Annotated in this window: 11 protein-coding genes; 4 read left to right on the top strand and 7 right to left on the bottom strand. The window is 65.0% G+C overall.

The genetic code is table 11. From position 1 onward, the window contains the following. The coding region (locus IC66_RS0120820; protein ID WP_038948866.1) for an OmpW/AlkL family protein at nt 1-396 on the top strand (396 nt) is incomplete at its 5' end. 240 nt (nt 397-636) lie between these two features. On the opposite strand, the gene IC66_RS0120815 is transcribed toward IC66_RS0120820, so the two are convergent. Next, a complete protein-coding gene (locus IC66_RS0120815; RefSeq protein ID WP_028140701.1) occupies nt 637-1,332 on the bottom strand; it encodes a DUF1013 domain-containing protein in 696 nt (231 codons plus the stop codon). Between the two features lie 243 nt (nt 1,333-1,575). On the opposite strand from IC66_RS0120815, the gene ispH reads away from it, so the two are divergent. Genes ispH through rnhA form a run of 3 tightly spaced genes read left to right on the top strand, consistent with a single transcriptional unit; the run spans nt 1,576 to nt 3,995 of the window. Continuing rightward, nucleotides 1,576-2,544: a 4-hydroxy-3-methylbut-2-enyl diphosphate reductase gene (gene ispH, locus IC66_RS0120810; RefSeq protein ID WP_028140700.1), complete on the top strand. Its 969-nt coding sequence runs from the start codon at nt 1,576-1,578 to the stop codon at nt 2,542-2,544. Nucleotides 2,545-2,550: 6 nt separating this feature from the next. Then, complete coding sequence (locus IC66_RS0120805; protein ID WP_028140699.1) at nt 2,551-3,534, top strand: homoserine kinase; 984 nt, start codon at nt 2,551-2,553, stop codon at nt 3,532-3,534. Further along, on the top strand, nt 3,531-3,995 hold the full coding sequence (gene rnhA, locus IC66_RS0120800) for a ribonuclease HI (protein ID WP_038948865.1): 465 nt from the start codon (nt 3,531-3,533) through the stop codon (nt 3,993-3,995). Before IC66_RS0120805 ends, rnhA begins: the two co-directional genes overlap by 4 nt. A 179-nt stretch (nt 3,996-4,174) precedes the next feature. Here the strand turns inward: rnhA and IC66_RS0120795 are convergent, their stop codons facing one another. From IC66_RS0120795 to IC66_RS0120770, 6 genes are all read right to left on the bottom strand, one after another. Further along, nucleotides 4,175-4,660 (bottom strand): peroxiredoxin, encoded by a 486-nt coding sequence (locus tag IC66_RS0120795; RefSeq protein ID WP_018321314.1) that lies wholly within the window; start codon nt 4,658-4,660, stop codon nt 4,175-4,177. Between the two features lie 108 nt (nt 4,661-4,768). Beyond that, nucleotides 4,769-5,323 (bottom strand): DUF924 family protein, encoded by a 555-nt coding sequence (locus IC66_RS0120790; RefSeq protein WP_038948864.1) that lies wholly within the window; start codon nt 5,321-5,323, stop codon nt 4,769-4,771. A 15-nt stretch (nt 5,324-5,338) separates the two neighbouring features. Next, a complete protein-coding gene (locus IC66_RS0120785; protein ID WP_028140696.1) occupies nt 5,339-7,024 on the bottom strand; it encodes a long-chain fatty acid--CoA ligase in 1,686 nt (561 codons plus the stop codon). Between the two features lie 188 nt (nt 7,025-7,212). Then, nucleotides 7,213-8,700 carry a D-alanyl-D-alanine carboxypeptidase family protein gene (locus IC66_RS0120780; RefSeq protein WP_038948863.1) on the bottom strand — a complete coding sequence of 496 codons (1,488 nt, stop codon included), beginning with the start codon at nt 8,698-8,700 and terminating at the stop codon, nt 7,213-7,215. A 189-nt stretch (nt 8,701-8,889) separates the two neighbouring features. Continuing rightward, entirely contained in the window at nt 8,890-10,686 is a 1,797-nt protein-coding gene (locus IC66_RS0120775) for a glucan ABC transporter ATP-binding protein/ permease (protein WP_038948862.1), read from the bottom strand. Nucleotides 10,687-10,772: 86 nt separating this feature from the next. Beyond that, a complete protein-coding gene (locus tag IC66_RS0120770; protein WP_038948861.1) occupies nt 10,773-11,822 on the bottom strand; it encodes an ABC transporter substrate-binding protein in 1,050 nt (349 codons plus the stop codon). Nucleotides 11,823-12,148: the final 326 nt, after the last annotated feature.

Here is a 12,148-nt window from a genome sequence, read left to right as displayed (position 1 = left end):
CTCGCGAACCTGCCGATCGGCAAGACCACGCTGCTGCCGCCGACGCTGACGCTGCAATATCACTTCGACCAGTTCGGCGCGTTCAAGCCGTATGTCGGCGCCGGCGTGAACTACACCGTGTTCTTCAACAATTCCGCGGCCAATTCGCCTGCCGCAATCGCCGGTCCGCCCGCGATCGTCGCCACCACCACCAACCTGCATGTCAGCAACGCCTGGGGCGGCGCCGTGCAGTTCGGCTTCGACTACATGATCGACCGGCACTGGGGTCTCAACGTCGACGTCAAGAAGCTCTGGCTGCGTCCGGACTACAGCGCCACCGTCTCCGGCCTGCCGGTCACCGGCACCGCGCATATCGATCCGTGGCTGGTCGGCGCGGGCGTGACGTACAAGTTCTGAGGAGCGCTCGCGTAGAGCAACGAATTCCGCTGTCGTCCCGGCGAACGCCGGGACCCATACCGCGGAAGCTATCGATAGAAAGCGCAGTACCGAACGACGAGTCTTCGCCAAACCTCTCCCTGGGGTTATGGGTCCCCGCGTTCGCGGGGACGACCACCGGGAGAGGGGGAAAAACAAAAGCGCGGCAGGTTTCCTGCCGCGCTTTTTGCGTTTGAAGCGAACGGAAGAGAGGGAGAGGGACTACTCCTCCTCGTCTTCCTGCTTCTTGCCGCCGAGCGTCTTCAGCTTGGCGAACACGGCGTCGAGGTTGAGGTCGTCGTTCGATCGCTCGGCCGGCTCGAACTCGTCCTTCTTGGTGGTCTCGGAGGCCGGCAGCAGCGTGGCGCCGCCATAGGCTGCGTCGATCGGCTTCTCCTTGGCCGCGCGCGCCACCTCGAAATCGAGCTCGATCTGCGAGCAGAGGCCGAGGGTGACGGGGTCGATCGGGGTCAGCTGGGAGGTGTTCCAGTGGGTCCGGTCCCGCACGCTCGCGATGGTGCTCTTGGTGGTGCCGACCAGGCGCATGATCTGGGCGTCCTTGAGCTCGGCATGGTTGCGGAGCAGCCAGAGGATGGCGCTCGGACGTTCGTGGCGGCGCGAGACCGGGGTGTAGCGCGGGCCCTTGCGCTTGGGCTGGGGCGGCAGCACCACCTTGCTCTCCTGGAGGCGGAGCCGATAATCCGGATTCCTCTCGCCCTTCTCGATCTCCTCGCGGGTCAGCTGGCCGTTGGAGAGGGGATCCATGCCCTTGATGCCCTGGGCAGCATCGCCGTCGGCGATTGCGCGCACCTCGAGGGGATGCATCTTGGTGAAATCGGCGACCTGGTCGAAGGTCAGCGCGGTGTTGTCGAGCAGCCAGACGGCGGTCGCCTTGGGCATCAGAGGTGCGTTGCTCATGGCAAATCTCCTTTGTGCTTCGCCCACCCCTCTGGAGGCGAAACCGGTGGTCATCAGCGATGACTGGGAATTCGCGCTATATAAGCCCGGAGGGGGTAGCCACGCAATGGTTCTGCTATAGATAGTGCCTTGACAGCGCCCGAAAGGGGGCCCAATTCCCTGTAAGCCCGTACCCAAGCCCTATTCCATCCATCGACCGCCTCCCGCCCATTTGGCGAGGTGATTCGGTCCCGAGATCGCTCAATGTCAGCCAAACCAGACCTCAAGATCGTGCTTTGTTCTCCCCGTGGCTTCTGCGCCGGGGTGGTCCGGGCGATCGACACCGTGGAACGGGCGCTCGATAAGTACGGCGCCCCCGTCTATGTTCGCCATGAGATTGTGCACAACAAGTATGTCGTCGACGGGTTGAAGAAGAAGGGCGCCATCTTCGTCGAGGAGCTGGCCGAAATCCCGGAAAACACCAGCGCGCCGGTGGTGTTCTCGGCCCATGGCGTGCCGAAATCGGTTCCGGCCGACGCCCAGTCCCGCAATCTGTTCTCGCTGGATGCGACCTGCCCGCTGGTGACCAAGGTGCACCGCGAGGCCGCGATCCACTTCAAGCGTGGCCGCGAGATCTTCCTGATCGGCCACTCCCATCACCCCGAAGTGGTCGGCACGCTCGGCCAGCTTCCGACCGGCGCCGTGACCCTGATCGAGACCGCCGAGGACGCCAAGACCATCTCCCCGAAGGACCCCAACAACCTCGCCTTCGTGACCCAGACCACGCTGTCGATCGACGACACCGCGGAGATCGTGGCGCTGCTGAAGGAGCGCTTCCCGAACATCAACGGGCCGCACAAGGAAGACATCTGCTACGCCACCACCAACCGCCAGCTCGCGGTGAAGAAGGTGGCGCCGGTGGTCGACGCGCTCATCGTCGTCGGCGCCCCCAATTCGTCGAACTCGCAGCGCCTGCGCGAGGTCGCCGAGCGCGAGGGCTGCGGGATTGCGGTGCTGGCGCAGCGTGCCACCGACATCGACTGGGACAAGTTCGGCAACATCAAGAGCCTCGGCATCACCGCGGGTGCGTCCGCGCCGGAAGTGATCGTCGAGGAGATCATGGACGCCTTCGCCGAGCGCTACACGCTGCATGTGGAGACGGTCTCGGCCGCGGAGGAGAACGAGTTCTTCCCGCTGCCGCGTCAGGTGCGCCCCGAAGCCGCCGCCGAGTAGACCTTTATGGCGGTCTACACCGACGTTGCCGCCGACGAGCTTGCGGATTTCCTGAAGCAATACGAGCTCGGCGAATTGCTCTCCTACAAGGGCATCGCCGAGGGCGTCGAGAATACCAACTTCCTGCTGCATACGACCGAGGGCTCGTTCATCCTCACGCTCTACGAGAAGCGCGTGGCGAAGAACGATTTGCCGTTCTTCCTCGCCCTGATGACGCATCTGGCCGAGCACGGCATCAACTGCCCGCTGCCGGTGAAGGGAAGAGACGGCGAGGCGTTGCGCGAGCTGTCGGGGCGTCCCGCGGCGATCATCACCTTTCTCGAAGGCATGTGGCCGCGCAAGCCGAACGTGGCCCATTGCGCCGGTGTCGGCGGGGCGCTGGCGAAGATGCATCTGGCCGGTGCGAATTTTGCGGTTCGGCGCGCCAATGCGCTGTCGGTCGCGGGCTGGCGGCCCCTGTTCGATGCGGCTTCGAACCGCGCCGACGAGGTGCAGCCGGGCCTGCGCGCTTTCCTGGCGACCGAGCTCGACCATCTCTCGAGCGGGATCTGGCCGGGCGATCTGCCGGAGGGCGTGATCCACGCCGACCTCTTCAACGACAACGTCTTCTTCCTCGGCGACCAGCTCTCGGGGATCATCGACTTCACCTTCGCCTGCAACGACATGCTGGCCTATGACGTCGCGATCTGCCTCAACGCCTGGTGCTTCGAGCCGGATCATTCCTTCAACGTCACCAAGGCGCGCGCCTTCCTCAATGCCTATGGCCGCGTGCGAAAGCTGAGCGAGGCCGAAGAGGCCGCACTGCCGCTGCTGGCGCGGGGTGCTGCGATCCGCTTCCTGCTGACGCGGCTGGTCGACTGGCTCAACGTCCCCGAAGGCGCGCTGGTCAAGCCGAAGGATCCGCTGGAATATGTCCGCAAGCTGCGCTTCCACCAGAGCGTGACGAGCGTACGCGATTATGGGCTGATGCCGTCAGGATTGGTCGCGTGAGCGAGCTTCCCAATGTCACGATCTATACCGATGGCGCCTGCTCGGGAAATCCCGGGCCGGGCGGCTGGGGCGCGATCCTGAAGTTCGGCGACAAGGAAAAAGAGCTGAACGGCGGCGAGCGCCACACCACCAACAACCAGATGGAGCTGATGGCGGCGATCTCGGCGCTCGAAGCGCTGAAGAAGCCGTGCACGGTCGATCTCTACACCGACAGCCAGTATGTCCGGCAGGGCATCACCGGCTGGATTCATGGCTGGAAGCGCAACGGCTGGCGCACCGCCGACAAGAAGCCGGTGAAGAATGTCGAGCTATGGCAGCGCCTCGATGCCGCGCTGAAGCAGCACGAGGTCCGCTGGCACTGGGTCAAGGGCCATGCCGGCCACCCCGAGAACGAGCGTGCGGATCAGCTGGCGCGGGACGGGATCGTGAAGGCTAGGTTGCAGCAGAGGCTGGCGGAGTAGGGGGCTGCCGGCGCTCCACTCACTGCCGTCATCCCGGCGAAAGCCGGGATCCATACCCACCGGGTCGAGTTTGGCGAAGACTCGTGGTGACCAGCTCGCTCCGCTACTCCACCCTGAGAGTATGGGTCCCGGCGTTCGCCGGGACGACACCGAGTGATTGGCTGAAAGCGGTGGCCGCCTTACAGCTGCCCGAGCAGCGTATCCCCGCCGGAGACCTCGACCTTGCCGGGCATCGCCTCGAGGTTCAGCTTCTTCACCACGCCGTCCTCGACCAGCATCGAATAACGCTTGGAGCGGATGCCGAGGCCGTTGGCGGAGGCGTCCAGCTCCATGCCGATCGCCTTGGTGAAATCGGCATTGCCGTCGGCGAGGAAGATGGCCTCGTCGCGCTGGTCGGTGTCGCGCTTCCAGGCGTTCATGACGAAGGCGTCGTTGACGGACACGATGGCGATGCTGTCGACGCCCTTGTCCTTCAAGGCATAGGCGTTGAGGAAGATGCTCGGCAGATGCATCTTGTGGCAGGTGCCGGTATAGGCGCCGGGCACCGCGAACAGCGCCACCTTCTTGCCCTTGAAGATATCGTCGGTGGTCTTCACCTGCGGGCCTTCCGCCGTCATCACGCGGAATTTCGCCTCGGGCAGCTTGTCGCCAGTCTGGATCGCCATTGTCGGTCTCCCTGAATATCGATCCCGCTTATTAGACCGTGCCGCGGGCCTGCACAATATTGCTGGCGGGCGAAGCGGTGAGGGTGGGGCCCCTTCACCGTGATGTCATCAACCGGCGAAGCCGCCCTTGTCGAGGAAGGCCTGCTCTTCCTCGGTGCTGTCGCGGCCGAGCAGGCGGTTGCGGTGGGGAAACCGGCCGAACCGCTGGATGATGTCGGCGTGCTCCCGGGCGTATTGCAAGTTTTCGGCCTTCTCGGTGTTCTGAAACAGCGCGACGCAATGCAGCTGGTCGGGCAGGTGCTCGGAATGCATGAAGGGCAAATAAAGGAATTCGAGCAGGACCGGATCGACCCTGGCATCGACACCGCGATCGATCGCCCGGCGGGCGACGTCGCGCGCCAGCGCATCGCTGGCAAAGGCCTGGGGCGTGCCGCGGAACATGTTGCGGGGGAATTGGTCGAGTACGATGACCAGCGCGAGTGCGCCGTCATCGCTTGCCTCCCATGAAGCGATCTCGCCGGCGACCGCCTTCTGCCACAAAGCAAGGAAGCGGCGCCTGACTTCCGCGTCGAAGACGTCGTTGCGCTTGTACCAGCGCCCGCGGCCGGCCTCGCGCCAGAAGGCGAGAATGCCCGATGGCGTGATATCGCCGACCGCGGTCATGAATCGGCGACGCGCTTACGCCGCCTGAGCCTTCTTCTCGTCGCGCAGCTCGCGTCGCAGGATCTTGCCGACATTGGTCTTGGGCAGGTCGCTCCGGAATTCGATGTGCTTGGGCACCTTGTAGCCGGTGAGCTGCTCGTGACAGAATTTGATCACCGCCTCAGCGGTGAGGTTCTGATCCTTCTTCACCACGAAAGCCTTCACCGCTTCGCCCGACTTGGAATCGGGGATGCCGATCACGGCGCATTCGAGCACGCCCGGATGACTCGCGATCACTTCCTCGATCTCGTTCGGATAGACGTTGAAGCCGGAGACCAGGATCATGTCCTTCTTGCGGTCGACGATCTTGGTGTAGCCCTTCTCGTCCATGATGCCGATGTCGCCGGTGCGGAAATAGCCGTCCGCGGTCATCACCTTGGCGGTCTCCTCGGGCCTGTTCCAGTAGCCCGACATCACCTGCGGACCCTTGGCGCAGATCTCGCCCGCCTGGCCGAGCGGCACCTCGTTGCCGTCGTCGTCGCGGATCGAGATGTAGGTCGATGGCACGGGAATGCCGATCGTTCCGGTGAACTCGGTTGCCGTTGCCGGATTGCAGGTCAGCGTCGGCGAAGTCTCCGACAGGCCGTAGCCCTCGGCGATGAAGCAGCCGGTGATCGCCTTCCATTGATCGGCCACGGGGCGCTGCACCGCCATGCCGCCGCCGTTGGAGATCTTCAGCTTGGAGAAGTCGAGCTTCTTGAAGTCAGGGTGGTGCATCAGGCCGTTGTAGAGCGTGTTCACGGCCGGGAAGCTGTTGACCTGGTATTTCGCCAGCTCCTTGACGAAGCCGGCGATGTCGCGCGGGTTGGGGATCAGGAGATTGCAGCCGCCGGCGCGCACCGCGAGCAGGTAGCAGGCCGTCAGCGCGAAGATGTGATAGAGCGGCAGCGCGCAGACGATCATGAGCTGGTCGACATGCGGCGGCGCGGCGAGCGCCGGCTGGAGCCAGGCGTCGTTCTGCAGGACGTTGGCGACGATGTTGCGGTGGAGCAGGGTGGCGCCCTTGGAGACGCCGGTGGTGCCGCCGGTATATTGCAGGAAGGCGACGTCGCCCGGCGAGAGTTTTGGCTTGTTGAAGGTCATGCCGCGGCCGGCCGACAGCGCATCGTTGAAGGAGATCGAGCCCGGCAGCGACCATGCCGGTACCATCTTCTTGACGCGGCGGACGACGAGATTGACGATCACGCCCTTGAAGCCGAGCAGGTCGCCCATGCTGCCGACGATCACGTGCTTGACCTGCGTCCTGGCGATCACCTGCTCGACGGTGTGGGCGAAGTTCTCCAGCACGATGATGGCTTCGGCGCCGGAATCCTTGAGCTGGTGCTCGAGCTCGCGCGGGGTGTAGAGCGGATTGACATTGACCACCGCGAAACCGGCGCGCAGCGCGGCGGCGGTCGCGATCGGATATTGCAGCACGTTCGGCATCATGATGGCGATGCGGGCGCCGCGCTGCAGCCCGCGGCCCTGCAAATAGGCGGCGAGCGCGACCGACATCTGGTCGAGGTCGCGATAGCTGATGGACTTGTCCATGCAGATGAACGCCTTGCGGTCGGCGAACTTGGTGAAGCTCTCTTCAAGAAGATCGACCAGCGATGCGTATTGGGTCGGCTCGATATCGGCGGGCACGCCGGGCGGATATTGCTTGAGCCAGATGCGCTCCATGGAAAACTCCCCTCATCTACCAGAGCCCGCTGTGTCTCGGGCTTGCCTCATTGCTGCCAGTATCGAGCCTGCCGGAACGGGTGGCAAGTCGTCGAGGCTTAAGACATCGGTCAGGGAGTGGCTACCGGAATCGTCGAGTTACCGCGCTGCCGCAGGTGCGAAGCGCGGGGTCCCGGCTCGGCGCGCCGTTAACTGTTGTTGGCCGGCTTGGCGGCGGGCTTTGTCGCGGCCTTGGGCTTGGCGGGCTTCGGATCGCTGCTAGCCGCGGGCTTCTCGGCGGGTTTTGCCGCCGCGTCGTGCTTGGCGGCAGCATGCTTGGGCGCCGCCGGCTTCGCCGCGGTCTTCGCGTCGCTCTTATCGTTGCCCTTGGCCTCAGCCGGCTTGGCGACAGGCTTCACGGCCGCTGTCTTGGTGTCCTTGGCGGCGTCCTTGCCCGCGTCTTTCGGCTTGTCGGCCGCGTCAGGCTTCTTGGCCACGCGCGACTTCTTGCCACGCGGCTTTGACGCGGCCTGCTGGTCGGCATCGGCCGCGACCGCCGCGATCAGGGCGGTGCCGGTGCGGGTCGGGCCGGTATAGACCAGCACGGGCTCGGCCGCCGCGGGAGCTGAGGCCATCAGCTCGGAGGCCTTCATCAGGGGCGGCTGGAGGCCGGCGGTGAAGAAGGTCACCTGGGCTTCGCCGCCGGTGGCCGAGGCCGATCCGCTGGTGCCGCCATTGGCCGCAATCAGCGCATCGTCGTCGTCGCTGGCCGGCCGCTTGCGATGGCCGCCGCACATCTCGTCGCGCAGGTTCGGCGGCGAGGCATCGACCGGCACGAGGTTATCGACCGTGCCGAGCGAGGGGCGCAGCCACGTCAGATTGTCCTGGCTGAAGCCGCGCTCCAACAGCTGCGCCGCCTTCACCGCGCGCGCGGTGCCGGAATTGGCGCCGAGCACCACCGCGATCAGCCGGCGCCCGTTGCGGGTGGCCGAGGCGACGAGGTTGTAGCCGGAGGCGCAGATGAAGCCGGTCTTGAAACCGTCGGCGCCGGGATAGCGGCCGATCAGCTTGTTGAAATTGCCGGTGGTTCGCTTGCCGAAGCGGATCGCCGGGATGTGCACGAAGTATTCGTATTCCGGCAGGTCGCGCAGGAACGAGCGCGCGAGGATGCCGAGGTCGCGCGCCGACGTGATCTGGCCGTCGGCGGGCAGGCCGTTCGGATTGACGTAGCTGGTCTGCGTCATGCCGAGCTTCTTCGCGGTATCGTTCATCATCGCGGAGAAACCGTCGATCGAACCGCCGACGCCTTCGGCGAGCACCACGGCCATGTCGTTCGCGGACTTGACCATCATCATCTTCAACGCGTTGTCGACGGTGAGCTGCGTTCCCGGACGGAACCCCATCTTCGAGGGCGATTGCGAGGCCGCCGTCGGCGAAACCGTGAGCAGTGTGTCGAGCGTCAGCCTGCCGTCCTTGACCGCCCTCAACGTCACATAGGCTGTCATGATCTTGGTGACGGAGGCCGGATACCAGGGAATGGTCGCATTATCGGCCTGCAACACCTTACCGGTGTCGGCCTCGATCAGCAGCAGCGCTTCGGCACTCGCCCCGCGCGGCGCGAGCAGCGCGGCACATGCGAGCGTGGCAGCGAACAGGTTGAACAGCGATTTGCGAAGCAGCGGGCGTAGGGCGTGCACTATCCGATTCCGGTCCTTGGAGACCCGCCTGATACGGGCGGTGCTCGTGATCTGATTGTCGGTTCTGAAATCCAGCGCCGCCGCTTGCGGCGCCGCAAACCTATACCGGCTGGTGCGTCGAGAACAGGGGCATGAGCGGGGTATTCCGCAATGAAATAGGCCGAATTTCGACGATCCTGTGGGGACTTGCTAGGGGGATTTGGCAGCAGTCGCACCAGCCTCTGCGGCTGTCACACTGGCCCGTGTGGTCTCGTGAACCATGAACTGGGCCCTGGCGAGTTCGGCGAAATGGCCGCTCTTGGCCACGAGTTCGTCGAAAGTTCCACTTTCGATCACCCGTCCGTTCTCGAACACCAGGATCCGCGTGGCGTTGCGGATGGTGGAGAGCCGGTGCGCGATCACGAAGGTGGTGCGGCCCTTCATCACTTCGTCGAGAGCGGCATTCACCTTGGCCTCGGTGAGGGCGTCGAGCGCGGAGGTAGCCTCGTCCAGAATCAGGATCGGGGGATCCTTCAGCAGCGCGCGGGCGATCGACAGCCGCTGCCGCTCGCCGCCGGAGAGCATGCGGCCGCGCTCGCCGGCATTGGTCTCGAAGCCACCGCTGCGCTCGATGAAATCGAGCGCCTGGGCACGCTCGGCCGCCTTGCGCATCTCGGCTTCGGTCGCGTCCGGCTTGCCGACGCGCAGATTCTCCTCGATCGAGCGGTTGAACAGCAGCGCCTCCTGGAACACGACGCCGATATTCCGGCGCAGCGAGGTCAGCGTGACGCCGCGCACGTCCATGCCGTCGATCTTGATGAAGCCGGATTGCGGGTCGAAGGCGCGGTGCAGGAGCGCGATCGCGGTGGATTTGCCGGCGCCGGTCGGACCGACCAGCGCGATGGTCTGGCCGGGCAGCGCGGTGAAGGTGAGGTCCTCGATCGCCGGCCGCTTGCCGTCATAGGAAAAGGTGACGTCGTTGAACTCGACGAGGCCGGACAGCCTGCCGGCGTCGATCGCGTCGGGCCGGTCGTGCACTGCGGGCACGGCGTCGAGCACATTGAAGAACTCGCGCAGGCGGGGCGCTTCCATGAACACGTTGTTGATGAAGCTCACCACCTGCTCGAGCTTCTGGATCAGCAGCGTCGCAAAGCTCACGAACATCACGATCTCGCCGACCGAGGTCAGCCCCTGGTCGTGCAGCGCGATGCCGAGCGTGAAGATCGCGAGCACGGTGATGGTGGTGGAGGCGCGCGTGATGACGGTGACGAGCGCCCACCATGACAGCACCGGCATCTGCGCGGCCAGCAACTCGTCGGCGACGGAGCGCAGTCCCTTCACCTCGGATTCGACGCGCACGAAGCTCTGAACCAGCGCGACATTGCCGAGTGCATCGGAGGCGCGCGCGGACAGCTCGCTATATTGCTCCTCGACCGCCATCTGCATGCCGAAGGTCTTGCGCACCACGAAGGTCGTCAGTGCGGTGAAGACGATGCAGAGCACGAACAGCAGGATCGCGAGCCGCCAGTTCAGGTAGAGCGACAGCGGCAGCAGCACAACGACCGAGAGGATCGCGGCAAAGTGCTCGCGGAAGAAGCCGAGCCACAGCCGCCACAAGGCGTCGGTGCCGTTGAGCATCACCTTCATCAGCCGGCCCGAATGGGTGCCGGAATGGAAGGTCAGCGGCAATTGCAGGATGTGCTCGAAATAATCGGTCAGCACCGCCTGGCGCTGGCGGTGCGAGAGCCGGTCGGCCTGCAAGGCCACGAGCGCGCTGCAGAGAATAGTGAACAGCCCGAACGCGACCCAGGCTACCAGGAACGGCCAGGCCGAGCTCGACCCGGCCACCGTCTTGCCCGACAGCACGTCGACGATCCGCCCGAACAGCACGGGCTCGGCGAATTGCGAGGCAGCGAGCAGGAGGTTGGCGACCGCGAGCAGCCAGCCCAGCCGCGCCTCCTTGCCGAGCAGCTCGAGAACACGTGTGTAGAGACGGAGGATGGGCATGCGGGCAACGAACTCGAGCGGGGTAACGGAGCCCGTATTTTAAGCAGGGATCGCGCGGGAGATATAGCAGAAGCTGTCAGTTTTGCTCAGTTGATCAGCCGCCCCGCCACCGGCGGCAGGAACCGGTCGTCGAAGATGTCGCCCGCCGTGGGCCGTTTGCGGAATTTGAAGTCCTGCGCGATCTGGTCGATCGAGCGTTCCAGGCGCGCGGGCTCGATGCCGCCGAGGCCGTTGCGCCTGACCTCGTCGGTCAGGATGTTGTCGACGAGGACGGTGCGCAGGCGCTCCAGCTCCAGGTCGCGGTCGCCGTCGTCGATGCGGCCAGCGGCCTCGTCCGCCGCACGTGCCGGCTCCTTGATGGTCGCATTGATGCCGGCGATCAAGGCGCGGACGAAGCCCTTCACGGCGTCCGGCTTCGCCGCGGCGAAGGCGGGATTGACCACCACGGCGAAGCCATAGGCCTCGCAGCCATAATCGGCATAACGCAGCACGACGAGATCGGCTCCGGGCACGCCGCGGTTGCGCAGGTTCACCGCGGAGAGATAGTTGAAGCCTGCGACGGCATCGACCTGCCCTGCGGACAGGATCGGCTCGCGGACCGCAGCGCCAATCTTGTGGAATCTGACGCGCGATGCCTTGATGCCGTTCTGCTGCGCCAGCGCCGGCCACAGCCGCATCGACAGGTCGCCGTCGGCAACGCCGACGGTCTTGCCGTCGAGATCGGGCAAGAGATGGATGCCGCGGCTCCTGCGCGCGACGATCGCGTAGGGCGCGCGGTTGAACAGCACGAACACCGCCTTGACCGGCGTCGAGTCCTCCTTGTCGCGAAGGCGGATCAGCTCGTTGATGTCGATCAGCGCAAGCTCGCTGTCGCCCTTGGCGACGCGTGCGAGCGCCTCCGGCGAGCTGGCTGCGCTGTTGAAGGACACGTTGAGACGTTCGGCGCTGAACCTGCCGTCCTTCGCCGCTAGGAAGAACGGCGCCATGCTCGCGTCGAGCGGGCGGTCGAAGGTGAAATGGATCGCAACGGACGGCGCAGCGGTCTCGGCCGCACTGACATCGCGTGCAACGAGCGTTGCAAGCGAGATCGAGAGAGCCAGCAGGCAACGCAGGGCGGTCGTCTTGAATCCTGACATCGATTGCGCCGGGTTCCGCATTGTTATGGTTTCGTGACGCTTTACGGCAGCCGGCTGCGGCCAGTTTCTCCGCGCCAACATGAACGGCAGATGAGCGGCGGTTGCGGCACGATTACGCAACCCCGTTCAGCTTGTGTTGGGGTTGGGGAACCCAACTTAGGCTGTGCGGGTTTGAAAGGCATGAGCCTGTCCGCAGGCGTCCATTCCAGGTCCCAAGGAGGGCCCAAGACATGTTCGAGCGATTCTCCAAGTTTGCGGGCCGAAAGGCCGTTCTTGCCACCGCGGCGGTGTTGGCGCTGACCGCGCTTGCCCCGACCGCATCCTAT

The organism is Bradyrhizobium genomosp. III, from assembly GCF_000261705.1.
Taxonomy (GTDB): domain Bacteria; phylum Pseudomonadota; class Alphaproteobacteria; order Rhizobiales; family Xanthobacteraceae; genus Bradyrhizobium; species Bradyrhizobium ottawaense.
Note: the sequence above shows the minus strand (reverse complement) of the source record. Positions and strands in the feature narration are given on the sequence as shown.